Source organism: Sphingobium sp. Z007 (assembly GCF_900013425.1).
Classification (GTDB): Bacteria; Pseudomonadota; Alphaproteobacteria; order Sphingomonadales; family Sphingomonadaceae; genus Sphingobium.
Genome location: NZ_FBXK01000005.1, coordinates 512,483 through 536,714, shown reverse-complemented (window position 1 = coordinate 536,714; position 24,232 = coordinate 512,483). Strand labels below are relative to the sequence as shown.

Here is a 24,232-nt window from a genome sequence, read left to right as displayed (position 1 = left end):
CGACATCCGCAACAATGCGAACGACATGCGCGCGCCATATTGCCGTAAGGGAAAAGCGAATCGCCCGTCCGTCAGCCCCGGACACGAAAACGCCCCCGGCGCAAGGGAAGGCCGGGGGCGTATCCAGATGCTGTCGGGCACCGGATCGGGGTAAATCTGTCAGGCAGAGACGACGCCATAAGCGCTGAACCGTCGCTTAACGGGCCGGGCTTGTCACCTGGCGCCACGCTCTGCCGATGCCCTCACCATAGCGCCGCGACCACGCCGATCGCCGCCCCTTCGATGATCCGCCCATCCCCAACGCCCGGCGGCATCCGAGCCGGACCAACGGCGGTTACTGTGGCACGAACGACATCCAGCCGCCCGGCCCTGCGATCATAACAGCCGACAAGATATTTGCGACACGAGCATCGATGGCCCTTTGCCCCGCCGTTATACAACATGACAAAATCATATAGATTTCTCGAAAAACGCGCGTTTCATTGACGAACAACTAATCCGCTATCTATGCAATGTGGGTTTTAAATCGACATAGTGGGGGATGTAACGTGGCCACGATCAATGGCACTTCTGGTAACGACACTCTGACCGGCACGACCGGCGCCGATGTCATAAATGGCTATGCAGGCGATGACATCATCGATGGTGGCAGCGGCAACGATATAATCGACGCCGGCTCCGGCGCGGACATTGTGTCCGGTGGCGCGGGTGACGATCTTTTCAAGATGTCGAGCATCAGCACCGGGTTACCGAATGCTACCTATGACGGTGGCAGCGGCTTCGACACGCTCGATTACAGCAACTCCGCATCCTACATATATTGGTCGTTCGACACCAGGACAGGCCTGTATAATGTCTGGGACGTGGATTTCCGCCGGGTGGAAAAGCTCATCGGTGGATCGGGCCAGGACATCTTCAATTTCTATACGATCAGCGACGGATTGACTATCTACGGCGGCGGCGGTGCCGACGACATCCATGGCGGTTATGGCGACGACATCATCTATGGCGGGACTGGAGATGATGACCTGTCCGCGGGACAGGGCTATAACCGCATTTATGGTGAGGCGGGGGACGATTATATTTCCGCAACCTCGGGCGGCGGCATCATCGACGGCGGCAGCGGCAACGACACCGTGGAGGCTTATGGCACGACAGACCTCAATCTTGGCCGGGCCGATGGCTATTGGGGCACCCATGAACTGAGCAATATCGAGAATATCGTGTTCGCCACGGTCTCGCAGTCGGTCGGAATCGGCAATGATGTAGCCAATCGCATCAGCATCAGCTCGATATTCGAGACATATAGCGCCGCAATGTTCGAAGGACGTGGCGGAGATGATTTCCTTCAAGGTGGCGCGCTTGCCGATCAACTGGACGGCGGCGAGGGCAATGACGAGCTGGTCGGCAAGAAGGGCAATGACAGTCTTATTGGCGGCGCCGGCAACGACATTCTGGATGGGGGCGAAGGGGATGATCTCCTACAGGCCGGGAGCGGGGACGACATTCTTTACGGCGACACTGGCGTGGATACGGTTTCATATCAGAATTTCCGTGCGCACGGCGTAAAGATCGACCTTAGCACCGGCACCGCCTACGGTTCGGAGGCAGGCTCCGATACGCTGGATGCGATCGAAAATGCCATCGGCTCGGACGCAGGCGATGAAATCATCGGCAACGGGTTCGCTAACCGTCTGGACGGCAGGGCCGGAAACGACCTTCTGTCGGGCGGCAGCGGCGCCGATATTCTGGATGGCGGAACTGGAGCCGACCGCATGGTCGGAGGGCTGGGCAATGACATATTCTATATCGACAATGTCGGCGACGTCCTGGTGGAAGGCGCCAATGGCGGCTCCGACCATGCCTACACCAGTGCCTCCTATTCGCTATCCGGCATCCAGGTCGAAACCCTGACGCTGACCGGCTCGCAGAATATCAACGGCACCGGCAACAGCCTGGTGCAGACCATCAATGGCAATAGCGGCCATAACATCCTGTCTGGATTGGGTGGGGACGATGTCCTCAATGGCGGCGATGGCAATGACACTCTGATTGGCGGCACCGGGGCCGACCGCATGGTCGGGGGTCTGGGCAACGACATATTCTATGTCGATAATCTCGGCGATGTGGTGGTGGAAGGGACCAATGGCGGCACCGATCTCGTCTATGCCACGGTTTCCTATTCCCTGTCCGGCATCCAGGCCGAAACCCTGACGCTGACCGGTTCGCAGAATATCAACGGCACCGGCGACAGCCTTGTGCAGACCATCAACGGCAATGACGGCAATAACATCCTGTCGGGCCTCGGTGGGAACGATATTCTCAATGGCGGCGATGGTAACGACACGCTGATCGGCGGAACCGATACCGACCGCATGGTCGGCGGCAACGGCAATGACATATTCTATGTCGATAATGTCGGCGACATTGTGGTGGAAGGGGCCAATGGCGGCACCGATCTTGTCTATTCCACGGTTTCCTATTCATTGTCCGGCATCCAGGTGGAAACGCTGACGCTGACCGGCTCGCAAAATATCAATGGCACCGGCAACAGCCTGGCTCAGACTATTAACGGCAATAGCGGCATCAATACCCTTTCAGGATTGGGCGGGGACGACAGGCTTGCCGGCGGCTTGGGCGCAGACACCCTGATCGGTGGCACCGGGAGCGACCAGTTCCTGTTCGCATCGCAACTGGGCGCCACCAATATCGACCGCATCTCCGATTTCACCGTTGGCGTCGACAAGATCCTGATCGACAACAGCATATTCGCCGGGCTTATTGACGGCCCCCTGTCCGCGTCCGCCTTCCAGACCGGCAGCCAGGCGGGCGATGCTTCCGATCGGATCATCTATGACAATCAGACAGGGGCCTTGTCGTTCGATATGGACGGGGCAGGCGGCGGCTCTGCCATCCAGTTCGCTACCTTAACAGCCCAGCTCAACCTGTCCGCAGCTGACTTCCTGATCGTTTGAATTCGGACGGACCTGGCCATTCTTCCTATGGCAGGAGCGATGGCCAGGTGCCGCCTGCTATTCCAATCGATTTGGGCTGCCGAGGACGAGGCATCTTTCCCTGCCGCGCCCGCGTTCCTATCTTTCGTCATGTGCGGGGCGCCCACGCTTGCCCCATCAGAACAAATCTGGAACAACGCCCCTTATGAGCCTCACCCACATCTCCGTCCGCGGCGCGCGCGAGCATAATCTCAAGGGCGTCGACGTCGATCTGCCCCGCGACAGCCTGATCGTCATCACCGGCCTGTCCGGCTCCGGCAAAAGCTCCCTCGCCTTCGACACCATCTATGCCGAAGGACAGCGGCGCTATGTGGAATCGCTCTCCGCCTATGCGCGCCAGTTTCTGGAGATGATGCAGAAGCCCGATGTCGAGCATATCGAGGGCCTCAGCCCCGCCATCTCCATCGAGCAGAAGACGACCAGCCGCAATCCCCGCTCCACGGTCGCTACGGTCACGGAAATCTACGACTATATGCGCCTGCTCTGGGCGCGCGTCGGCATCCCCTACAGCCCTGCGACCGGCCTCCCCATCAGCGCACAGACCGTCAGCCAGATGGTCGATCGCGTCGCCCTCCTGCCCGAAGGCACCCGCTTCTACCTGCTCGCCCCCGTCGTGCGCGGCCGCAAGGGGGAGTATCGCAAGGAACTGGCCGAATGGCAGAAGGCGGGCTACACCCGCGTCCGCATCGACGGAGAAATGTATCTGATCGAGGACGCGCCCGCGCTCGACAAGAGATATAAGCATGACATCGAAGTCGTGGTCGATCGCCTGGCCGTGGAGCCGGACATGGGCACGCGCCTCGCCGACAGCTTCGAACAGGCCCTGAAACTCGCCGACGGCCTGGCCTTCGTCGATCTGGCCGAAGGCGTCGTGCCGGGCCGCGAAGACGAAGCACAGTCCACCGACAAGAAGATGAAGGGCGCGGGCATCCCCGCCAACCGCATCGTTTTTTCCGAAAAATTCGCCTGTCCGGTCAGCGGCTTCACCATCCCCGAAATCGAACCGCGCCTCTTCTCCTTCAACGCCCCCATGGGTGCCTGCCCCGCCTGCGACGGCTTGGGCGAACGGCAGGAATTCGACCCCGAACTGGTCGTCCCCAACGAAGCGCTCTCGATCAAGAAGGGCGCCGTCGTCCCCTGGGCCAAATCCAACCCGCCCAGCCCCTATTATATGCAGGTGCTCGGCTCCCTCGCCAAGGAATTCAGCTTCTCGCTCGACACCCCCTGGGCCGATCTGCCCGGCGAAATAAAGCTCATCATCCTCCACGGCACCGGCGGCAAGCCTGTCACCCTTCGCTTCATCGACGGCCGCAAATCCTACGAGGTCAAGAAAGCGTTCGAGGGCGTCATCGGCAACCTCAACCGCCGCCTGCTTCAGACCGAAAGCGCCTGGATGCGCGAGGAGCTGGCCAAATATCAGACCGCCATGCCGTGCGAAACCTGCCACGGCGCGCGCCTCAAACCCGAAGCGCTGGCAGTCAAGATTGCGGGCGAGGACATCTCCCTTTCCACCCGCCGCAGCGTGGTCGACGCGCTCAACTTCTTCACCGCGATGCCCGACAAGCTGAACGACCAGCAGAACCAGATCGCGAAAGCCATCCTCAAGGAAATCGTCGAGCGCCTGGGCTTCCTCAACAATGTCGGCCTGGATTATCTCAACCTCGACCGCACCAGCGGCACGCTCTCAGGCGGCGAATCCCAGCGCATCCGCCTCGCGTCGCAAATCGGCAGCGGCCTGTCGGGCGTCCTCTACGTCCTCGACGAACCCAGCATCGGCCTGCACCAGCGCGACAATGACCGCCTGCTCGTTACCCTCAAGCGCCTGCGCGACCTCGGCAACAGCGTCATCGTCGTGGAGCATGACGAAGACGCGATCCGCCACGCCGACTATATCGTGGACATGGGGCCAGGCGCGGGCATCCATGGCGGCGAGATCGTCACTCAGGGCACGCTCAAGCAAATCCTCAAGGCCAAGAACAGCCTCACCGCCGACTATCTCAACGGCACCCGCCGCATCGAAGTCCCGGCCAAGCGCCGCAAGGGCTCAGGCAAGAAACTCACCGTCCACAATGCCCGCGCCAACAACCTGACCGGCGTCACCGCGTCGATCCCGCTCGGCACCTTTACCTGCATCACCGGCGTCTCCGGTTCGGGCAAGTCCAGCTTCACTATCGACACCCTCTATGCAGCATCGGCGCGCGCCCTCAACGGAGCCAGAATTATCGCCGGCCCGCATGACAAGATCACGGGCCTGGAACATTGCGACAAGGTGATCGACATCGACCAGTCGCCCATCGGCCGCACCCCGCGCTCCAACCCGGCCACCTATACCGGATCGTTCACCAACATCCGCGACTGGTTCGCGGGCCTCCCCGAAAGCCAGGCGCGCGGCTACAAGCCCGGCCGCTTCAGCTTCAACGTCAAGGGCGGCCGCTGCGAAGCCTGCACCGGCGACGGCCTCATCAAGATCGAGATGCACTTCCTCCCCGACGTCTATGTCACCTGCGACGTCTGCCACGGCGCGCGTTACAACCGCGAAACGCTTGAGGTGAAGTTCAAGGGCCACTCGATCGCCGACGTGCTCGACATGACGGTCGAGGATGCGGTCGAATTTTTCAAGGCCGTCCCCCCTATCCGCGACAAGATGGCGATGCTCGCGGAAGTGGGCCTGGGCTATGTCAAGGTCGGCCAGCAGGCCACGACCCTGTCCGGCGGCGAAGCCCAGCGCGTCAAACTCGCCAAGGAATTGTCGCGCCGCGCGACCGGCAACACCCTCTATATCCTCGACGAACCCACCACCGGCCTGCATTTCGAGGACGTCCGCAAACTGCTCGAAGTCCTCCACGCCTTGGTCGACCAGGGCAACAGCGTCGTCGTGATCGAACATAATCTGGACGTCATCAAGACCGCGGATTGGATCATCGACATGGGACCGGAAGGCGGCGTCAAGGGCGGCGAAGTGGTCGCCGAAGGGACGCCGGAAAAGGTCGCGAAGGAGCCGCGGTCGTTTACCGGGCATTATCTGGCGCCGTTGTTGGGGTTGGAGAGTGTGGCGGCGGAGTGAGAAGCTATGATTGAAATTCCGCCCGACGCTTTGAAATTTACCGCCCTGCTCATGCCACATATGATGCGGCGGCAATCATCAATGCGTCGACGAAATGCACGTTTCGTACACTACACATCCGCCGAGGTCGCAGTCAGCATCTTACGGAATAATAACGCATGGATGCGAAACCTTGTCACTATGAACGACTTCTCTGAAGTGGAACATGGAAAATCATGCCTCTTCCCCGCTTACAAAAGCGATGCAGGCATTAAATTAAAAAATTTTTGAATGATATCGAGAAAGTTCTTGATAGAAAATTAGAAGATTTATTTAATGGATGGCTCAAAGATTTAGAAACTAAGACTTTTCTAACTTGCTTTTCAGAACATCGAGATAGCGAGGATGTCTTGGGTCGCCTTTCTATGTGGCGAGCATATGGCGGTTCAAACGGTATTGCATTGGTATTCAAAAATGGGCCATTTTTGAATCCGACTGATGCTTTGAAAGCTTATTCATCTCCAGTAGCTTATTTAAGCCAAGCAGGTTTTCAGGACATTTTTTCTGACACTGTAGATGGCCTATTAGCTGAAACCAATTTCATAAAATCCTTGGGCTCTCAAGCTTTACTAGATGGGTTATTTTCCGAATTTAAATTCGCTGTCTTATGCACTAAACATCCAGGCTTTCATGAAGAAAGAGAGTGGCGCATAATTCACTCACCGGACTTTGAATCATCCTCACACATTAAAATGGATATAGAGGTGGTGAGAGGTGTACCTCAGCAGGTCTGCAAAATTCCATTGAACAACATACCAGATGAGGGATTTGATGGCGTAGATATTCCATCCTTGCTGGACAGAATTATAATCGGCCCAACAGATAACCAATTGCCCATGCTACACGCCTTCAGAACGATCTTAGCAGATTGCGGAATTGATGATCCTGACTCGAAAATTTTCGTATCCTCTATCCCATTACGACATGGATAAAATCTCGGTATTTGGTAGGGAGAGCGAATTTATCGCTGACACAGCGGAATAGATGTACACCGCAATTGCACTTCGGAAAGGAAGTTCTTTGAGGGGCAAATACCATGGGCGGATCACCAATGTGCTGCAAATGCCGAGGTCGCAGGCAATAAAGTGAAAGTCAGCGGGGGTCGTGCGTGACAAACTATCGGACAAGTCGCACGACTGCTATAATTTCCCAATGCCCAGCGACGACGCCTTCACCCCCTCGGACTTCGATCCACCATCCCACCTCATGTCGCCGGAAAACCCAACTGAGTATGACGCATGGCTTCGCGCAAGAGTCGAAGCCGCTCTAGCCAATCCCGGCCCCGGCATCCCGCACGACGTCACCATGGCCAGAATGCAGGCCATTCTAAACCGTCATAAAAACCCGACCTGATCAACATGACTGCCTACCGACCAGAATTTGAAGCAGCCCTCGCCGCCTTCGCTCGCGTCAGTGAGGCCATGGCCGCTGCTGGCAGGGAAAGTCCTATCCTCGTCGGCGGCGCGGCCGTGGAGATCTATACGCTGGGCGCAATCAACACCGGCGACTTTGACATCGTGACGGGCGCGCAATCCGCATTCGAGGCTGTTTTACAGCATCACGGTTTCATCCGTCCGGTTGGATCGGGTAAGGCGACACGCGGCTGGATTCATCCTATTCTCCAACTCGGTTTTGAAATCGTCTCATCCACGCTGCTGGACGGTCAGGCCGAAAGGAACCGGGTGCGCCCGATCCGGGTCGCCGACAAAGGCATCATCCATGTCATCGCCGTGGAAGACATGATCGCCGATCGCATGGGTCAATATGCGTCCGGCACGGCCCGCGACATGCTCCAGCAGGCCCGCACCCTCGCCAGCCTTTCGGAGAAACTCGATTTGGACTATATGGAACGCCGTATCCGCTATGAAACGGCTGGCGACTATGGAATCGAAGATGTCATCTCCTGAACCGATCACGCTCGAAGAACTCGGCCGTCAGATCGCACGCCGTCGCGCCGAACTCGGCATCACCGACGCCGACATCCCCCGCAACAGCGGCGCACGGCGCACGGAAAGCAAGAAAGCGCTGCTCAAAGCCATCAAGGATATCGGCGGCAACTGGTAGGCCTGTCGAATTATCCTATTCCGCTGTCCTACACGCCGCTTTTCTGTCCATCCTCCCGGCAAACCCCTCAGCCGGAGGCACGCGACCCATGTCCTATCACGACCCCATCCTCCCCACCCCCACCCCCGCCCCGCAAATCCGCGTCGATGGCTGGTCTCCCGCGCGCCAGCGCCGCTTTCTCGAAGTGCTCGCCGCGACCGGCGTCATCCGCCTCGCTTGCGAAGCCGTGTATATCACCACCCGCTCCGCCTACACGCTGCGCATCCGCCGCGACGGCGCGGCCTTTCGCCTGGGCTGGGACGCGGCGATCCTGATCGCCCGCGCGCGGCTGGCCGACACGTTGCTCGCCCGCGCCATCATGGGGACGGAGGAAACCATCCGCAAAGACCCCGACAATCACGCAATCACCCGCCACCGCCACGACAACCGGCTCGCCATGTCGATGCTCGCCCGGCTCGATCGCATGGCCGATTGCCCGGCCGAGGGGTCCGACGCCGCGCTCGCCCGCGTCGTCGCGCAGGATTTCGCCGCCTATTGCGACATGCTCTGCCCCGAAGCCGACGCGCAGGCGGAAGCCGAAAGCCTGGGCCTCCCCCGCACCGGCACGGAGCCGACCGCGCGCCTGATGGAGGACGCCACCCTTTATGACGGCTCCATGCCCGACACGCCCGCCCCGATAGACAGCGACACCGCCCTCTCCAGCAAATTGTCTCCGGGCGCGTCGGCCGCCCTGTTCGTCGCCGCGCGGATGGCGCTGCACAAACCGCAAAATCCGCACTTTTCCGTCGAGGATGAACGGTGTGAACTTCGCGACCCGCCGCCGCCCGACCTGGCCGATCTGCCGCCGGAGGAAGCCGCCAATCGGCTGCGCGGTATCTGGTGGGATGATCGGCTAGACCGCTGGCGCACCGATTTCCCGCCGCCGCCCGGCTTCGACGGCGACGCCAGCGATACGATCTACGATGTCGACGATTATGAGCGTGACCTGACGGAAGCGGAGGAAGACGCCCTCGCCGCCCAACAGGAGGCCGAACGCCGCCCCTATGAACAGGCCGCGTCCCGTGCCCGCGACGATTTCTTCGGCTTTGTCCTGGCGCAGGACGCGGGGTGCGCGACCGCTGTGGCCGAGGCGGGATGACCCGGCGGTGGGCGTTGCCACCCAACAACGGCCAACGCCGCCCCCACCCCGCTCGTGACCGATGCCTCACCCCCGCCCGTTCGCTTCGAGCGTAGTCGAGAAGCGCCTAGCGCCACGCCCGCGTTCACCCGCTCCCCCCAGCGCTGCCGAGGTTTTTCGACTACGCTCGAAACGAACGGAGGTCTGGTAGTGGCGCTACCCACACACCCCGACTTGCTATTTCCCCGCCAATACCCTAGGAGGAAGGCAGCTACAGTCGCAAATCGACGGTTCTCGGCGCTTTGCGGCACCTGTTTCCTTCTTTCCCTGCCCCTTTAGCGATCCGGTGCGACCACACGGGCCGCGCCGCATGAAAGAAGGAACTACCATGAGCATCGTCGGAACCGTCAAATTCTTCAACGCTGACAAGGGCTATGGCTTCATCGCTCCTGATGACGGCAGCCCGGACGCGTTCGTCCACATCACCGCCGTCGAGCGCGCTGGCCTGGCCACGCTGCGCGAAAAGGACCGCGTCTCCTATGATCTGGAGCAGGACCGTCGTGGCAAGATGGCCGCTGTGAACCTGCAGCACGCCGAATAATCTGGATGGCGGGCGCTCGCGCGCCCGCCACTCATACCATGTCCAGATAGACCGACGCGGTCACCAATATCATGGGCAGCGCGATCAGCATGGCGACATTCCACCGCCGCGACCGCACGAACAGCAGGGCGACGAGCAGCCCGATCAGGCCCACCAGCGCCAGCAGACCCCAGGCGATCACCGCATCGCTGGGTTCCGGCCCGCCCGATGGCCGATAAAGCTCCAGCAGATTCTGGCCAATGATGATGCCGATATTGGCGGTCAGCACGCCACCGATCACCAGCCTTTTGTGCCGATCATACCAATCGTCGAAATCAGGCCACTCCTCCGGCTCGTCGGGAAAGATCAGCGTCGCGGCCAGATAATAGACCCCGACTAGCGCCAGCACCGCGGTCAAAGTCAGATAATTGGCGTCCATCTGCGCCCGCGCCTCGAACGCCGTCAGCCAGAAACTGGTCAGGTCGAGCAGCACGAACAGACCCAGCAGCGGCGTCAACCAGCCGATCCGCACCGGCTTGGCCCCTCGCTTGAGTTTGAGAGCGCGGGAAAAACCGCCCAGCACCTCACTGATCGCCAAGCCCAACAGCAGCCCGAAGGCCGCGAACACCAGATCAAATCCCGACATTCGGCTCCCCCAAAGCACTGTCCGTCGCAAGCCTAGCAAAAGCAGCGCTTCAGACAATGGATCTCGGAACCCCCCGCCCCGCCGCCGGTTATCTCCCCGAACCGCAACAATGGAGACCACCATGATCCGCACCCTGATTTTCGGCGCCATCGCAGGCTATGTCGGCAAGAAACTGTATGATGAAGGCAAACTGACTGAGTTCAAGAACGACCTCGTCACTCGCTACAACGACGCGAAGACGACCATCGCCGAAAAGGCCGACGAACTCGAAACGTCGCCCGCATCACCGCTCGTCTCCTCGACCGGCGCGATTAACCGCCCGCTGCCCAACTAACCAATCACCCATCCGGCGGCCCAGTCCCCCGCTCGCCGCCGGTCACCGCCCGCTCGCCACCGCTCCCCCTCTCGCGGTCGCAGCGGGCGGTTTTCTTTTGGCCGATAATGTTACTGCCACGCAACCCGCGCCGCTGCGCCGGGTTGTTGAGGCCATAAGAGTAACATCAAGGAGAGACCTATGCGCAAACCCATCCTCGCGGTCGCTATGCTGGCGATGTTGCCGCTCGGCGCCTGTATGTCGGACAGTGGCGGCGGCGGTCGCGGCTACGGCTATGACCGTCCAGGTGATCGCCGCGGACCGCCGCGTCATTCACGCCGTCCGATCCGCGACAATGACCAGATCTACCGCGACCGCGACGGCCGCTATTATTGCAAGCGCGACGACGGCACCACCGGCACGATCGTCGGCGCGATCGCCGGCGGTGTGCTGGGCAATGTCATCGCTCCCGGCGGATCGAAGACCCTTGGCACCATCATCGGCGGTGCAGGCGGCGCTTTGGCTGGCCGTGCCATCGACAAGAACGACATCAACTGCGAATGACATGAAAAAGGGCGCGGCAATCACGCCGCGCCCTTTCCTACATCGTGACGCTGGTTTACAGCTTGCCGGTAAGTTCCGGCACGATCTTGAACAGATCGCCGACCAGGCCGATGTCTGCCACCTGGAAGATCGGCGCATCTTCGTCCTTGTTTATGGCGATGATGGTCTTGCTGTCCTTCATGCCGGCCAGATGCTGGATCGCCCCGGAAATGCCGACGGCGACATAGACTTCCGGCGCGACGATCTTGCCGGTCTGCCCGACCTGATAATCGTTGGGCACATAGCCCGCATCAACCGCAGCCCGGCTGGCGCCGACCGCAGCACCCAGCTTGTCGGCAAGCGGGAAGATGACCTCCTCGAAGGTCGGCCCGTCCTTGAGCGCACGCCCGCCAGAGACGATGATCTTGGCGCTGGTCAGTTCGGGACGCTCCAGCTTGACGATCTCGGCCCCGACGAAGCTCGACAAACCCTTGTCGCCAGTCGAGGCGACGGCCTCCACCGTACCGGAACCGCCGTCGCGCTCGGCCTTTTCGAAGGCCGTGCCCCGGACGGTGATGACCTTCTTGGCGTCCTTGCTCTTGACCGTCGCGATCGCATTGCCGGCATAGATCGGGCGGGTGAACGTATCCTCGCTCTCGACCGACAAAATGTCGCTGATCTGCATGACATCGAGCAGCGCGGCGACCCGCGGCGCGATATTCTTGCCGTTGCTGGTGGCGGGCGCGATGAACGCATCATGATGCCCCATCAGTTCCACGATCAGCGGGGCGACATTCTCGGCCAGCGCATGGCCGAATGCCGCATCGTCGGCGACATGGACCTTGCCAACGCCAGCGATCTTTGCGGCTTCGGCGGCGACGCCATCGACGCCCTGGCCTACGACCAGCAGATGCACTTCGCCCAGCTTGGCGGCGGCAGTAACGGCAGAGAGGGTCGCGTCCTTGACGGCCCCGCCCTCATGTTCAACCCAAACGAGCGTTTTCATGCGGCAACTCCCATGGCCTTGAGCTTGGCAACCAGTTCATCGACATCGGCGACCTTGACGCCGGCGGTGCGCTTGGGCGGCTCGACCACCTTGAGCGTTTCGAGGCGCGGAGCGATGTCCACGCCATAGTCCGCAGGCGTCTTCTGCGCCAAGGGCTTCGACTTGGCCTTCATGATGTTGGGCAGCGACGCATAGCGCGGTTCGTTGAGGCGCAGGTCGGTGGTGATGATCGCGGGCGTCGACAGCTTCACCGTCTCCAGCCCGCCATCGACTTCGCGCGTGACCGACACGCTGCCGTCGGCAACCTCGACCTTCGACGCGAACGTGCCCTGCGGCAGATTGAGCAGCGCGGCCAGCATCTGGCCGGTCTGGTTGCTGTCGTCGTCGATCGCCTGCTTGCCCAGAATGATAAGGCCAGCGCCTTCCTCTTCCTGCACCTTGGCGAGCAGCTTGGCCACGCCCAGCGGTTCAACATCATCGTCCGTCTGGATCAGGATCGCGCGATCCGCCCCCATGGCGAGCGAGGTCCGCAGCGTTTCCTGCGCCTTGGCGACACCGATCGACACTGCGATCACCTCGGTCGCAACGCCCTTTTCCTTCAGGCGGATGGCTTCCTCGATCGCGATCTCATCGAACGGGTTCATGCTCATCTTGACGTTCGCCAGATCGACGCCCGTCCCGTCCGCCTTCACCCGCGGCTTCACATTATAGTCGATGACCCGTTTTACGGGCACAAGGATTTTCATTTCCAACATCCTCCGTTTTCAATGCCAGCACGGGCGCGGGCAGCCCGTTACCGGACTACCCGCACCCAATGTCGTTCGTTCAGGCTGGAAAGTGCCTCAGGCCGCCTTCCTCACTTCCGCCACGATCTTTTTGGCGGCGTCACCCAAGTCGTCGGCGGGGACGATCGCCAAGCCGGACGATGCCAATATGTCTTTGCCCTGCTGGACGTTGGTGCCTTCCAAGCGCACCACCAGCGGAACCGACAGGTTCACTTCCTTGGCAGCGGCGACGATGCCGTTTGCGATGATGTCACACTTCATGATGCCGCCGAAGATGTTCACCAGGATGCCCTTGACCGCCGGGTCCTGCAGAATGATCTTGAACGCCGCCGTCACCTTCTCGGTCGTGGCACCGCCGCCTACATCCAGGAAGTTGGCGGGGAATTCGCCGTTCAGCTTGATGATGTCCATCGTCGCCATGGCCAGACCCGCGCCGTTCACCATGCAACCGATATTGCCATCCAACTTGATGTAGGCGAGGTCATATTTGGATGCTTCGACTTCGGCCGCATCTTCCTCGGTCAGGTCGCGCAGTTCGGCGATGTCCTTATGACGGAACATGGCGTTGCCGTCGAAAGCGACCTTGGCGTCCAGCACCAGCAGATTGCCCTGCTCGGTCAGCGCCAGCGGATTGACTTCGATCTGCTCGGCATCCGTGTCGAGGAACGCGGCATAGAGCGACGACGCGACCTTGGCGGCCTGCTTGGCGAGGTCGCCGGTCAGGCCCAGCGCCGCGGCGATCGAGCGGCCGTGATGCGGCTGGAAGCCGGCGGCCGGATCGACCGAGAAGCTGTGGATCTTTTCCGGCGTCGAATGGGCGACTTCTTCAATGTCCATGCCGCCTTCGGTCGATACGACGAAGGCGATCTTGCTGCTGCCACGATCGACCAGCAGGGCCAGGTAAAATTCCTTGGCGATGTCAGCGCCGTCAGTCACATACAGGCGGTTGACTTGCTTGCCAGCGTCGCCGGTCTGGATCGTGACCAGCGTGTTGCCAAGCATGTCGGTGGCGTGGGCCTTGACCTCATCCAGGTTGAAGGCGAGGCGGACACCGCCCTTGGCTTCGGGGGCCAGCTCCTTGAACTTGCCCTTGCCGCGGCCACCGGCATGAATCTGCGACTTTACGACATAGAGCGGGCCAGGCAGCTTCTTGGCGGCTTCGACGGCTTCCTCGACCGAGAAAGCGGGATAACCCGCGGCGATCGGCGCGCCATATTTCGCCAGCAGCTCTTTCGCCTGATATTCATGAATATTCATAGGGCCTGCCCTTTTCGCTGAAACCTGATGTCAGCGGCTAAGCACAGCCAAAAGCGAGGCGCTAGAAAATTTCGCAAAATGACTTTGCAAAATTGCAAAGCGTGCAGGCCGATCAAACCTGTCGCAACCGACGATCATCAAAAAGCGCAGACAAGCGCAGATGAACTGGTAACCGCTAAAATCTCAGGTTCCTGTAACGCTTGCGCTTCGTGCAACAGCTGCTCGATGCTGGCTTTCCCGCTGTGAGACTTGCGGAGCGATGCGAGCGACTGGAGCTTTCGCAACTGGGCCAAGCTCAGCCGATCGACCATCCGTTCAGCCATACAATCTGCCATTTGCGGCGACAGCCCGGCCTCGACCAGACCCGCGCGCAGGCGTGATTCGGGCGACAAGGACGAGCAGGCGGGAAGGAGAAGAAGGGCGGTAGCCAGCAAGGCGCGGGATGAAATAGGGGTCATTGCGCTTTTCATGGCCGCGGCGGCTGAACAAGGGATAAATGCTCCCGATTTTACAAAGGAAAGAATCAGCCATGGATCGGATTTTCGCGGCAATGTCGCACCGCGTCGCCAACTGGGCGGGCCAGCCGTTGGCCTTCGTCCTGGCGCTCAGCACCGTCATTATCTGGTTGGCGACCGGTCCGGTCTTCCACTATTCCGACACATGGCAGCTAGTAATCAACACCGGCACCACCATTGTCACCTTCCTGATGGTGTTCCTGATTCAAAACGCGCAAAACCGTGATGGGTCCGCCATCCAAGCGAAGCTGGACGAACTGATCCGCGCCGTTGAAAACGCTCGCAACGACTTTATCGGCATCGAACATCTAACCGAAGCGGAATTGCAACGCATCAAGCGCGTTCTGGAACAGGAATGTGGGGACGATGCCACCCACAGACTGGCAATCGAAAGGCTGATCCAGCGCCGTTGACCCAATCAGTCAATGTGCGTGCATGGTCACTCTTTGATTTTCCCGACGATAGGCGTCGATCCGGTCCGTGTAACTTCGGGCGAGGCTTTCATAAGCGTCCCGTCCCTTGTCCGATCGGCTGGACTGCGCACGTATCAATGACATCTGCTGGCGGTGCAACAGGTCGTTAACGTCCATCTCCATAGTCGCCATACTCCCGTTCCAGTTCGAAGAGATTGGTCGATTGGCCAAGGCTGCATAAACTCGCAGCCCCAGCCCATGGAGAATAGCACTGCCGCCAACAGTTGGCGAACCCGCTCATCGCGTTGGAACGACGGCTGGACGCGCAATCCAGCGCAGAACCGCATATCCCGACAGAGCGGATAGCAACGACCCTAGGAGTATTCCGCCTTTCGCTTCTTCGACCAGCGAAGCCTGGCCGGGGAAAGCGAGCGCACCTATGAATAGGCTCATGGTGAAGCCGATGCCGCACAGCATCGCCATGCCATAGACCTGGCTCCAACTGGCGTTAGCCGGACGCTCCGCAAATCCCAGGCGCACCGCCACCCAGACCGCACCGAAAATGCCCAGCTGCTTGCCCAGAAACAGGCCGAGCGCCACGCCCAGCGATAGGGGCGCAAACAGCATTACCATTGCCTCCCCGCCGAGGCTAAGCCCCGCATTGGCGAACCCGAACAGCGGGACGATCAGATAGGCGCTCCAAGGATGGATGGCATGTTCCAGCCGATGCAGCGGACTGTCCGCCGCATCGGGCGCGCCGGGCGTGCAGCGCACGGGCACCGTCATCGCCGCAAGGACGCCGGCAACGGTGGCATGGACGCCCGACAGCAGCATCAGGAACCAAAGCAGGGCGAAACCCAGAAGATAGGGTGCCAGCGCCTTAACCCCCGCACGATTGAGGCCGTACATCAGCGCCAGCACCCCCGCCGCGCCGGCCAGCGCCGCCAGGTCGAGGCCCTGGCTGTAAAATAACGCGATGATCGCCACCGCGCCCATATCATCGACGATGGCGACGGCGGTCAGGAACAGCTTGAGCGAGGCGGGCGCGCGGCGCCCCAGCAATGCCAGCACGCCGATGGCGAAGGCGATATCGGTCGCGGCGGGAATAGCCCAGCCATTGCCCAGCGCAGGCTCCCCGGCGGTCACCATCAGATACACCATGGCCGGGACGGCCATGCCGGCGACAGCTGCGAGGATCGGCAGGCGTCGCCGCTCCCAGGTGGACAGGCCGCCATCCAGAAACTCTCGCTTGATTTCCAGCCCGACCACAAGGAAGAAAATAGCCATTAGCCCGTCGTTGATCCACAGATGGGGCGTCATCGGCCCGATCTGTGACGACAGGGTCGGCCCCAGCGGCGCATGCAGCATGTCGTGATAAAGGTGCCCGATCTCGCCGGGCAGATTGGCCAATATCATCGCCGCGCCGGCCGCGATCATCAATAGGATCGCCCCGCCGGTCTCCCCAGTCAGAAAATCGCGCAATGCGGATCGGGGTGGTCGATTCACGCTTGTCTGTCCTTTTCGCCGTACAAGAGAAAGCTCAAGCCCATCGTTGCGCCAAAATTTCCAAGGACTTGTCTGCAATATATGCAAAAGGCTTGGATCGGTGTGATGCAAATGGCATCCTCTCCCGCATAGGGACATGGGGGTCAAGTCTTGGGAGACATGGTGGCCGCAGGCCTTGTGGCTCTGCATCGGGAAATCCTGCTTTTTGCTGTCGTCGGTCTGGCGATCGGCGGACTGGACGATTTTCTGGTCGACCTCCTCTTTCTGGTCCGGCGCTGCTGGCGCAACGTCGCCATCTATGCCCGCCATCCGCGTATGACTACCGCGACCCTGCCCGCGTCATCGAAACCAGGCCGCATCGCCATCTTCATCCCGGCCTGGCGCGAAGCGGACGTCATCGGCTCGATGTTGCGCCATGCGCTCGCGCGCTGGCCCGCGGATGATTATCGGATGTTCGTCGGCCTCTATCCTAATGACCCGCAAACGATCGACATCGTCGCGCCCATCGCCGCCGGGGAACCGCGAATCATCGTGGGTATCAACCCCAAGCTGGGACCGAGCACCAAGGCCGACTGCCTGAACGTCTTGTGGCGGGCGATGTTGGCGGAGGAAGGCCGCACCGGCAATATGTTCAAGGCGGTCGTGCTGCACGATGCCGAGCATGTGGTTTCGGATGTAAACAGATTGGCAACGCAATCCCGCGTAGGTCAGAGAATATGGTCAAACACAATTCGCATATAGTTGCAGCAACCGAAACGAAGCCCGCTTACCTCTACGCACGCTTTAGCTCGCACGGCCAGCGCGACGGACACAGCATCGAACGCCAGCTTACTTACGGTCGCACACATGCTGACCAATACGGCTGGACAGTGGTTGAGGAAATGACGGACGAGGCCAAGTCCGCATTCAAAGGGGCAAACCGCGAGGACGGTTCAGCCCTATACGAATTCGAGCGGAAGGCGCGTGAGGGCCATTTTGAAAATGGCGCAGTGCTAGTCTGCGAGAATGTGTCACGCCTATCCCGACAAGGCCCCAAAGCTGCTGCGCGCCTCGTATGGGCGCTTAACGAAGCCGGTGTTGATGTCGCCACCTATCATGACAACCACCTCTACAAAGCGGGTAACGATGCCGACCTGATGGACGTATTCGGCCTTATCATTAAGGCCCAGACTTCTCATGAGGAGAGTTTGAACAAAAGCCGCCTCTCAAATGCAGGTTGGACGCGCATTCACACTGCAATCGCAAACGGCGATAAGACGGCATACAGCAAACAATGCCCTTCATGGCTGGACATTCAGGGAGGCGTTTATGTCCCGAACGAGCATCGAGCAGCCCTCGTCCGCCAGATTTTTGATTGGTATGTGAACGGAATTGGAAGCCTGACGATCATAGATCGCCTTAACGCAATGGGCGAGAAAAGCTGGTCCATCGAAAAACGGTATAAGGACAAGAAGCACTGGACGCCCCGATACCTGCACAAACTGCTGACTAGTCCAGCGGTGATGGGCGAATATGTGACGCTCAAAGGTGAGGTGCTTTCGACGGACTACTATCCTCAGATCATCGACGCTCACACATTCCACAAGGCGCTCTCGGTTCGGAAGGACCGGACAACGCTCGGTGGCGATGAGCGAAAGCGAGCGCAGAACTTGTTTTCAGGTATCACTAAATGCGGTCATTGCGGATATGGTGCGGTCATCCAGCGCCGCACGATGGTCAACAAAAAAAAGCCACCGCGTCACTATTCCTGGCTGCGCTGCAACGACGCCCGTTATAGGGAGAACTCCTGCACCAACGGCGCAACTATCCAATACGGGGTTGTCGAAAGCACGGTGCTGGACGAAATGCTTCCAGTCATTGCGGACAACGGAAATATAAACAACGCACTTGCGTCCTTCGACCGTCAGATTGCTGAGGTGCAGCACAGACTGGACGCGCAGCAGAAGGCGCTGGACAACATACTTGATGCCATCACAGAGGGCGTTGCCCCAAAGGCGTTAGCTACGCGCTCGATGAAGGTAGAGGCGGCGATTGAAACCCTCACGTTAGAGATAACTGAACTTAGAAGGCAGCGCGGTATTCAAGCTGCAATGCCCGACAAGTCCGCTGACACCGCAGCCATTGACCTTCTGCGCGATGCTATCAACAGCAAAGACGAGGAAGTCCGCTTTGATGCGCGGACACGAACCAACGTCGCGCTGCGCCGCCTCATCGACAAGATCGAAATCTATTCCAACGGCACCTTCAAAATCTCGTTACAAGGAGAGGCATGGTATATGTTCGATGAAACAGGAACGTTGCTTGAAGGCGAATATGTCCCGTAGCAAGGACCGTGGTCGGTTCAGAACAAGCCATACAGCAGGGTCATAACGTCCCGTTCTTTCCCATCAAGAAACCATTCAAACACGTGAGTTCTATTTCGCTCAATAACATGGATGTCTTTCCAATCGAGGTGAGGCGCGGACGGCACAGCCTTGATGCTCGAAATGTCGCCCTTCGCTATCTCTAGAACAATATGTCCCCTCTTCTCGCTAACGCCGGGAAGTCCGCTGGGGAGGCCGTCACTTCCGAACGCAACGAGACGCCGATCAGTTATCGCAAGCACATTCGCCGTGGGACAACCCCACTCCCAATTGGGGTTCAACTTGTCCACGCTGATTTGGGCCTTTAGATCGAGATGAATTACGCGCTCGCCTGCTTCTTCAATATCTCGCAATGCACGAAAAGCGCCATGGTCACGCTTCCGATAAGGAACAGCGCAGAACGCTTCGATGATATTAATCGTTGCCATGCTCGACCCGTAGATGGCCAGATAGCTCCAGACAAGCGAAGAGCGCTCCGGCTTACTACCGGAGCGCTTTTGCAGTCTAAGATAGCTTGAGAGTATTAGTGACGCGGCAATTCGATCACATCATCTTCGTGACTAACTTCGATCCGATAATGGCTTAGATAGCGCTCGACATAAAGCCGGTGTCCCTCGAATATGCAGCAGAACTCATCTTCCTCAAAGCCCGCATCACACTCTACGACCTCAAGCATGAAATCTGCAAGTCGGACAAGTTCAACCTGTGTTAGCATTTGCTGTCTCCTTCCCCAACTGTATGTTTTCAGTCAGGGAAGTAGTCATCCAAAGAGTGAACGCTGCACCACTCTTTATTTCTAGTCCGTAGTCGTTATTTGGTTGATTTCCAGCCCATATGGCTTTGCATGTCCTGAGGCACTTCAACCAGAAAGGACGTGCCTAATATGGAATGGACAGATCATATCCGCCCCGAAGACCTGCAACAGCTCATCATAAATTGGGAAGAGCAGCAGCCCCTCAAAGGGACTTCTCAGGAGCGAGATTACAACCCTGTAGTCAAACTGTTTAACCCGCTGGGCATAGGGACATGGCTGCTCACGGAGTGCGATAACGATGGCCTGGCCTTCGGATTATCGGACATGGGCTATCCCGAACTCGGCTACATTTCGCTTGAGGAAGTGTTTGCCGTTAAGCTGCCCGGTGGGCTTCATATAGAACAGGATCGCTACTGGACGGCCAAGCACACCCTTAGCGAATATGCAGCGCAAGCGAGGTCCGCAGGGGCAATTCGGGCATAAGCTGTTAAATAGCTGGCAGTCGGTTTTTCGTCATTTTAGGCTGATTGCCAAAGGGGAAGCTGGGTCAGAAATGGCCCAGCTTTCTCCACGAACACAAGGTAGCGCAGTCACAAAAAAGGCCCGCCATTGCTGGCGAGCCGTTTTGTTGCAGGGTTAGGCACTTACTTGCGCTTCACACCCTTGATCTTCTCTGCGCGGGTGCGAACTTTGGCCTCCCCGGCGTCCAACTGCGCTTTGAAGTCGCCTTTGAGAATGTCGGCCTTGATGGCTTCCATGACCTCAACGAACTGCGCTTTTGGCACGACGACCTTGGTTTCGTCACCGACGAGCTTCAACGGCGAGTTAGCGTAGCGGATAGCGAAGCCCACGTTTTCACCGACTATCTCGAACCAGCGACGGCCTTCCGTCTTGGGCTTGTTGAATAGTTCGATTTGACGGTCAATCGCTGTGGATCGGCGTGCAAAAAGAACCCCGTTAGCGGGGTGATCGGCGTCTAAAAGGGACCCCTCATTTCGATGGTTTAAGCAGCCGGCTGGATTTTCAGGCGGCGAGATCGGGATGTTGGTTTTGGAGACAGTTTTACGGATCCGGCGCGAGTATGCCGGAGGCAAGGCGATCAAGGCGATCGCACGGGATCTGCATGTGTCGCGGAAGGTCATCCGCAAAGCGGTCCGAGCGCCGGAGGGCGCCTTTGATTATCAGCGCAAGGTTCAGCCGCTGCCCAGGATCGGTCCGTTCCAGGAGCGCCTGAACACGCTGCTGGAAGAGAACGAGCTGCGCGGCAGGCGTGACCGGCTGCGGATGACGCGGATCCATGACCTGCTGGTGCGAGAAGGCTTTGAGGGTTCTTACGATGCGGTGCGGCGCTATGCGACGCGCTGGAAGATCGAGCGGCGCAAGGATGCTGGCGATGGCGTCACCGCCTTCATCCCGCTGATGTTCAGGCCAGGCGAGGCCTACCAGTTCGACTGGAGCCATGAGGATGTCGAGATCGCAGGAGCGCCGATGCGGGTGAAGGTCGCGCATATGCGCCTGTGCGCGTCACGTGGGGTCTATGTCCGGGCCTATCCTCGCGAGAGCCAGGAGATGCTGTTCGACGCGCATGCGCGCGGCTTTGCCTTCTTCGGCGGCGTGCCAGGGCGCGGCATCTACGATAATATGAAGACGGCTGTGACGAGCGTGTTCACCGGCAAGGAACGCGTCTTCAACCGGCGGTTCCTGATCATGACCGACCATTATATGGTCGAGCCCACGGCCTGCTCGCCTGCGGCGGGATGGGAGAAGGGTCAGGTCGAGAACCAGGTGCAGACGATCCGGGGTCGCTTCTTCCAGCCCCGGTTGCGGTTCGCCAGTCTCGAAGAGCTCAATGGCTGGCTGGAGGCAGAGTGTCGGCGCTGGGCGGAACGGCAGCCCCATCCTGAACAGGGAGATCTGACCGTGGCGCAGATGCTGGAGATCGAACGATCTGCGCTGCAGCCGATGCTGGGACCGTGAGCCAAAATCTATCCGGGGCTTCAATGAGAGCGAGCATGCCGTGACCGGCACCTGCCTGATCAGCTTCGACCGCAACCGCTACTCGGTACTCTCGACGGTGGCACGACGCACGGTGCAGGTCCGCGCCTATGCCGACCGCATCGTCGTTCGCTGCGGCGAAGAGGTTGTCGCTGAACATCCTCGCTACTTTGGGCGCAACCGCACGATCTATGACCCCTGGCATTATCTGCCAGTGCTGGCCCGCAAGCCTGGCGCGTTGCGGAACGGTGCCCCCTTCCAGGACTGGGATCTGCCACCGGCGCTGGCCCGCCTGCGCCGCAAGCTGGGTAATGGCGACGATGCCGATCGCCGGTTCGTCCGTGTACTGTCGGCCGTACTGACCGATGGCCTGGAGCCTGTCGAAACCGCTGTGCGTGAGGCACTGGCGACGGGCACGGCGAGCGACGACCTGATCCTCAACATCCTGGCACGACGCCGGGAGCCTCCGCGTCCGCTGACGATCATCACCTCCGAGGATAGCGCCTTGCGCCATCCCCCGATCGCCGACTGTGCCCGTTACGACCAGCTGAGGACCTTCGATGCAGCGGCATGATATGATCGAGGCCATGCGCGGGCTTGGACTCAAGGGCATGGCGGGCGCGTTCGACGATGCCGTCACCACCGGCCTTCAGCGCCAGCGCACCACCATGGAGATACTGACCGATCTCCTGCGAGCGGAGGCGACGCATCGTCATGCCGCGTCGATCCGATACCGGATGGCCGCTGCCAAGCTGCCAGTCGTGAAGGACATCGATGCCTTCCGGTTCGAGGGTACCCCGATCAACGAGGGGCTTGTGCGTTCATTGCACAGCGGCGCGTTCCTGCCCGCACGGCGCAATATCGTCCTGGTCGGCGGCACAGGCACAGGAAAGACCCATCTGGCCATCGCCATCACCGCCAATGTAGTGCGCTCCGGCGCCCGAGGCCGCTACTTCAACACGGTCGATCTGGTGACCCGCCTCGAAGAGGAGGCCAGGATCGGCAAGAGTGGCGCTCTCGCCGCCCAGCTATCCCGCCTCGATCTCATCGTGCTCGATGAACTGGGGTATCTGCCGTTCGCTCGATCGGGCGGCCAGTTGCTGTTCCACCTGATCAGCAAACTCTATGAGCAGACCAGTGTCATCATCACCACCAACCTCGCCTTTGGCGAGTGGCCCACCGTGTTCGGCGATCCCAAGATGACAACCGCGCTCCTCGATCGCGTCACCCATCATTGCGACATTGTCGAGACCGGCAAATGACAGCTGGCGCTTCAAAAACCGCAGCTGATCCGCCCCAGCAGCGATCAATTAGAAGATGTTTTGCGCTGCGCGCGCCTCCGGTCGGGCTACGCCCTCCCTACGCCGCGCGCAGCGCAAGGAAGCCCGTCACATCAACGTTCCGCCATCCTGACAGGGGGTCCCTTTTGCGCGCCGATAAGGGGTCCCGTTTGCACGCCGATTGACACGCATTTGCGCTGCTCGCGCTGTCGGGGCCATCCTGAACGATTTACTCCCTCGCCTCGCAGACCAGATAACCCGGACTGGATGAGCAACGAAGAGCATTGGCCTCGGCTGGCAAGGCGACTACGAGGCTGACCATAAGACCTTGGAGACGCGATGATGTCGTTGGAGCGAAGACAGCAATTAGAACTGGAAGTCGCTGACGACCAACTGGGTTTGCAGGAGTTTGTCAGGCATTCGCCCGGATCTCTGCTTTCCGGCTCCTGGGAATTTCTGTCATATAGCTTCGAGCGGGGCTTTGAGGCAATGTGGGATCAGGCTCAAAAGGATCATGCTGGCCTCCTGATCCACCCTCTTCTGATGCTTTGGCGACAAAGCGTAGAGCTGGCGATCAAATCAGCTATATTCCAGTTAGCAGGCGGATTGGATAGCAGCCTAAGTCACAACTTGACGAAGATGTTTGAGCGCCTACTCGCTGCAAGGGCAGACTTAGGTTGGGTCGATGATGGCGAGTACACGAATAAGGTGAAGGACACTGTAGCACATGTTCAATCATTTGACCCGTTCGCCGATCGATTTCGCTACCCAACCAATAGATCGGGCCAACCGTATGAAGGCGTCAACGTAGATTTAGACGAGTTGTACCAAGCTCATTTTATCATCACCACTTGGTGCTGGGCCGCCGAACTGGAATATGAGGAGCGGTTTATTTCGTGAGGTTGATTAACGGCCTTGCAAAGCGCACGGTCACTAGTCGACCGGAAATTGCGATTCCCTAAAATCGCAGATTTGCGT

The 24,232-nt window shown here is 59.6% G+C and carries 23 protein-coding genes and 2 pseudogenes; 17 read left to right on the top strand and 8 right to left on the bottom strand.

All coding sequences use genetic code 11. The features are described 5' to 3' along the window. Positions 1–548 precede the first annotated feature (548 nt). The 8 genes from CEQ44_RS23980 (at position 549) to CEQ44_RS10485 (ending at position 9,899) form a co-directional block, all read left to right on the top strand. Positions 549–2,975, top strand: coding sequence for a calcium-binding protein (locus CEQ44_RS23980; RefSeq protein WP_176400415.1), 2,427 nt, complete (start codon positions 549–551; stop codon positions 2,973–2,975). Between the two features lie 184 nt (positions 2,976–3,159). Then, the gene (uvrA, locus tag CEQ44_RS10515; protein WP_088185448.1) at positions 3,160–6,078 is read left to right on the top strand and encodes an excinuclease ABC subunit UvrA; all 2,919 of its coding nucleotides are present in this window, start codon (positions 3,160–3,162) and stop codon (positions 6,076–6,078) included. Between the two features lie 266 nt (positions 6,079–6,344). Continuing rightward, positions 6,345–7,049, top strand: coding sequence for a DUF2971 domain-containing protein (locus CEQ44_RS10510; RefSeq protein ID WP_140419387.1), 705 nt, complete (start codon positions 6,345–6,347; stop codon positions 7,047–7,049). Between the two features lie 220 nt (positions 7,050–7,269). Then, on the top strand, positions 7,270–7,470 hold the full coding sequence (locus CEQ44_RS10505) for an addiction module antitoxin (RefSeq protein ID WP_256960039.1): 201 nt from the start codon (positions 7,270–7,272) through the stop codon (positions 7,468–7,470). A gap of 5 nt (positions 7,471–7,475) precedes the next feature. Beyond that, entirely contained in the window at positions 7,476–8,024 is a 549-nt protein-coding gene (locus CEQ44_RS10500; protein WP_088185450.1) for a hypothetical protein, read from the top strand. After that, entirely contained in the window at positions 8,011–8,181 is a 171-nt protein-coding gene (locus tag CEQ44_RS10495) for a hypothetical protein (protein WP_254914388.1), read from the top strand. The genes CEQ44_RS10500 and CEQ44_RS10495 overlap by 14 nt, the downstream gene beginning before the upstream one ends. Before the next feature lie 88 nt (positions 8,182–8,269). Next, positions 8,270–9,319, top strand: coding sequence for a hypothetical protein (locus tag CEQ44_RS10490; protein WP_088185452.1), 1,050 nt, complete (start codon positions 8,270–8,272; stop codon positions 9,317–9,319). A gap of 367 nt (positions 9,320–9,686) precedes the next feature. Beyond that, on the top strand, positions 9,687–9,899 hold the full coding sequence (locus CEQ44_RS10485) for a cold-shock protein (protein WP_066603914.1): 213 nt from the start codon (positions 9,687–9,689) through the stop codon (positions 9,897–9,899). Between the two features lie 31 nt (positions 9,900–9,930). On the opposite strand, the gene CEQ44_RS10480 is transcribed toward CEQ44_RS10485, so the two are convergent. Then, complete coding sequence (locus CEQ44_RS10480) at positions 9,931–10,524, bottom strand: hypothetical protein (RefSeq protein ID WP_088185453.1); 594 nt, start codon at positions 10,522–10,524, stop codon at positions 9,931–9,933. 121 nt (positions 10,525–10,645) lie between these two features. Between CEQ44_RS10480 and CEQ44_RS10475 the strand changes: the two genes are divergently transcribed. Together CEQ44_RS10475 and CEQ44_RS10470 are read left to right on the top strand one after the other, a co-directional pair. After that, positions 10,646–10,858, top strand: coding sequence for a hypothetical protein (locus CEQ44_RS10475; protein WP_088185460.1), 213 nt, complete (start codon positions 10,646–10,648; stop codon positions 10,856–10,858). 180 nt (positions 10,859–11,038) lie between these two features. Then, positions 11,039–11,401 (top strand): glycine zipper 2TM domain-containing protein, encoded by a 363-nt coding sequence (locus CEQ44_RS10470; RefSeq protein ID WP_088185454.1) that lies wholly within the window; start codon positions 11,039–11,041, stop codon positions 11,399–11,401. A 55-nt stretch (positions 11,402–11,456) separates the two neighbouring features. Here CEQ44_RS10470 and CEQ44_RS10465 read toward each other — a convergent pair whose 3' ends face one another. The 4 genes from CEQ44_RS10465 to CEQ44_RS10450 all read right to left on the bottom strand — a co-directional run bounded on the left by CEQ44_RS10465 (position 11,457) and on the right by CEQ44_RS10450 (position 14,898). Beyond that, on the bottom strand, positions 11,457–12,386 hold the full coding sequence (locus CEQ44_RS10465) for an electron transfer flavoprotein subunit alpha/FixB family protein (protein ID WP_088185642.1): 930 nt from the start codon (positions 12,384–12,386) through the stop codon (positions 11,457–11,459). Next, positions 12,383–13,132 carry an electron transfer flavoprotein subunit beta/FixA family protein gene (locus CEQ44_RS10460; protein WP_088201814.1) on the bottom strand — a complete coding sequence of 250 codons (750 nt, stop codon included), beginning with the start codon at positions 13,130–13,132 and terminating at the stop codon, positions 12,383–12,385. Before CEQ44_RS10460 ends, CEQ44_RS10465 begins: the two co-directional genes overlap by 4 nt. Before the next feature lie 96 nt (positions 13,133–13,228). Continuing rightward, positions 13,229–14,428: an ADP-forming succinate--CoA ligase subunit beta gene (gene sucC, locus CEQ44_RS10455; protein ID WP_088185678.1), complete on the bottom strand. Its 1,200-nt coding sequence runs from the start codon at positions 14,426–14,428 to the stop codon at positions 13,229–13,231. 137 nt (positions 14,429–14,565) lie between these two features. Then, positions 14,566–14,898, bottom strand: a complete 333-nt coding sequence (locus CEQ44_RS10450; RefSeq protein WP_254913949.1) for a hypothetical protein — start codon at positions 14,896–14,898, stop codon at positions 14,566–14,568. Positions 14,899–14,957: 59 nt separating this feature from the next. Between CEQ44_RS10450 and CEQ44_RS10445 the strand changes: the two genes are divergently transcribed. Then, the gene (locus CEQ44_RS10445; RefSeq protein WP_088185679.1) at positions 14,958–15,356 is read left to right on the top strand and encodes a low affinity iron permease family protein; all 399 of its coding nucleotides are present in this window, start codon (positions 14,958–14,960) and stop codon (positions 15,354–15,356) included. Positions 15,357–15,653: 297 nt separating this feature from the next. On the opposite strand, the gene nhaA is transcribed toward CEQ44_RS10445, so the two are convergent. Further along, complete coding sequence (gene nhaA, locus CEQ44_RS10435; protein ID WP_088185681.1) at positions 15,654–16,862, bottom strand: Na+/H+ antiporter NhaA; 1,209 nt, start codon at positions 16,860–16,862, stop codon at positions 15,654–15,656. Positions 16,863–17,021: 159 nt separating this feature from the next. Here nhaA and CEQ44_RS10430 point away from each other — a divergent pair, with 159 nt between their 5' ends. Further along, the gene (locus tag CEQ44_RS10430; RefSeq protein ID WP_088185682.1) at positions 17,022–17,603 is read left to right on the top strand and encodes a glycosyltransferase; all 582 of its coding nucleotides are present in this window, start codon (positions 17,022–17,024) and stop codon (positions 17,601–17,603) included. Then, entirely contained in the window at positions 17,579–19,186 is a 1,608-nt protein-coding gene (locus CEQ44_RS10425; RefSeq protein ID WP_088185683.1) for a recombinase family protein, read from the top strand. Before CEQ44_RS10430 ends, CEQ44_RS10425 begins: the two co-directional genes overlap by 25 nt. Before the next feature lie 17 nt (positions 19,187–19,203). Here the strand turns inward: CEQ44_RS10425 and CEQ44_RS10420 are convergent, their stop codons facing one another. Next, on the bottom strand, positions 19,204–19,653 hold the full coding sequence (locus CEQ44_RS10420; RefSeq protein WP_088185684.1) for a hypothetical protein: 450 nt from the start codon (positions 19,651–19,653) through the stop codon (positions 19,204–19,206). 455 nt (positions 19,654–20,108) lie between these two features. Between CEQ44_RS10420 and CEQ44_RS10410 the strand changes: the two genes are divergently transcribed. Next, positions 20,109–20,462 (top strand): DUF2958 domain-containing protein, encoded by a 354-nt coding sequence (locus tag CEQ44_RS10410; RefSeq protein ID WP_088185685.1) that lies wholly within the window; start codon positions 20,109–20,111, stop codon positions 20,460–20,462. A 161-nt stretch (positions 20,463–20,623) separates the two neighbouring features. On the opposite strand, the gene CEQ44_RS24390 is transcribed toward CEQ44_RS10410, so the two are convergent. Continuing rightward, complete coding sequence (locus tag CEQ44_RS24390; protein ID WP_179212569.1) at positions 20,624–21,121, bottom strand: hypothetical protein; 498 nt, start codon at positions 21,119–21,121, stop codon at positions 20,624–20,626. On the opposite strand from CEQ44_RS24390, the pseudogene istA reads away from it, so the two are divergent. The 3 genes and pseudogenes from istA (at position 21,021) to CEQ44_RS10395 (ending at position 24,154) form a co-directional block, all read left to right on the top strand. Next, positions 21,021–22,548: pseudogene (gene istA, locus CEQ44_RS10405) on the top strand (IS21 family transposase). The gene CEQ44_RS24390 and the pseudogene istA sit on opposite strands and share 101 nt — an antisense overlap. Beyond that, a pseudogene (gene istB, locus CEQ44_RS10400) lies at positions 22,535–23,264 on the top strand (IS21-like element helper ATPase IstB). Before istA ends, istB begins: the two co-directional pseudogenes overlap by 14 nt. A 329-nt stretch (positions 23,265–23,593) precedes the next feature. Continuing rightward, on the top strand, positions 23,594–24,154 hold the full coding sequence (locus CEQ44_RS10395; RefSeq protein ID WP_088183744.1) for a hypothetical protein: 561 nt from the start codon (positions 23,594–23,596) through the stop codon (positions 24,152–24,154). The last annotated feature ends 78 nt before the right edge of the window (positions 24,155–24,232 follow it).

Coding starts and splice junctions, on each gene's coding strand:
- uvrA (WP_088185448.1), top strand. CDS start 3,160: ATGAGCCTCACCCACATCTCCGTCCGCGGCGCGCGCGAGCATAATCTC.
- CEQ44_RS10505 (WP_256960039.1), top strand. CDS start 7,270: ATGCCCAGCGACGACGCCTTCACCCCCTCGGACTTCGATCCACCATCC.
- CEQ44_RS10500 (WP_088185450.1), top strand. CDS start 7,476: ATGACTGCCTACCGACCAGAATTTGAAGCAGCCCTCGCCGCCTTCGCT.
- CEQ44_RS10495 (WP_254914388.1), top strand. CDS start 8,011: ATGTCATCTCCTGAACCGATCACGCTCGAAGAACTCGGCCGTCAGATC.
- CEQ44_RS10490 (WP_088185452.1), top strand. CDS start 8,270: ATGTCCTATCACGACCCCATCCTCCCCACCCCCACCCCCGCCCCGCAA.
- CEQ44_RS10485 (WP_066603914.1), top strand. CDS start 9,687: ATGAGCATCGTCGGAACCGTCAAATTCTTCAACGCTGACAAGGGCTAT.
- CEQ44_RS10480 (WP_088185453.1), bottom strand. CDS start 10,524: ATGTCGGGATTTGATCTGGTGTTCGCGGCCTTCGGGCTGCTGTTGGGC.
- CEQ44_RS10475 (WP_088185460.1), top strand. CDS start 10,646: ATGATCCGCACCCTGATTTTCGGCGCCATCGCAGGCTATGTCGGCAAG.
- CEQ44_RS10470 (WP_088185454.1), top strand. CDS start 11,039: ATGCGCAAACCCATCCTCGCGGTCGCTATGCTGGCGATGTTGCCGCTC.
- CEQ44_RS10465 (WP_088185642.1), bottom strand. CDS start 12,386: ATGAAAACGCTCGTTTGGGTTGAACATGAGGGCGGGGCCGTCAAGGAC.
- CEQ44_RS10460 (WP_088201814.1), bottom strand. CDS start 13,132: ATGAAAATCCTTGTGCCCGTAAAACGGGTCATCGACTATAATGTGAAG.
- sucC (WP_088185678.1), bottom strand. CDS start 14,428: ATGAATATTCATGAATATCAGGCGAAAGAGCTGCTGGCGAAATATGGC.
- CEQ44_RS10450 (WP_254913949.1), bottom strand. CDS start 14,898: ATGAAAAGCGCAATGACCCCTATTTCATCCCGCGCCTTGCTGGCTACC.
- CEQ44_RS10445 (WP_088185679.1), top strand. CDS start 14,958: ATGGATCGGATTTTCGCGGCAATGTCGCACCGCGTCGCCAACTGGGCG.
- CEQ44_RS10430 (WP_088185682.1), top strand. CDS start 17,022: ATGGTGGCCGCAGGCCTTGTGGCTCTGCATCGGGAAATCCTGCTTTTT.
- CEQ44_RS10425 (WP_088185683.1), top strand. CDS start 17,579: ATGGTCAAACACAATTCGCATATAGTTGCAGCAACCGAAACGAAGCCC.
- CEQ44_RS10420 (WP_088185684.1), bottom strand. CDS start 19,653: ATGGCAACGATTAATATCATCGAAGCGTTCTGCGCTGTTCCTTATCGG.
- CEQ44_RS10410 (WP_088185685.1), top strand. CDS start 20,109: ATGGAATGGACAGATCATATCCGCCCCGAAGACCTGCAACAGCTCATC.
- CEQ44_RS24390 (WP_179212569.1), bottom strand. CDS start 21,121: ATGACCTTCCGCGACACATGCAGATCCCGTGCGATCGCCTTGATCGCC.
- CEQ44_RS10395 (WP_088183744.1), top strand. CDS start 23,594: ATGATGTCGTTGGAGCGAAGACAGCAATTAGAACTGGAAGTCGCTGAC.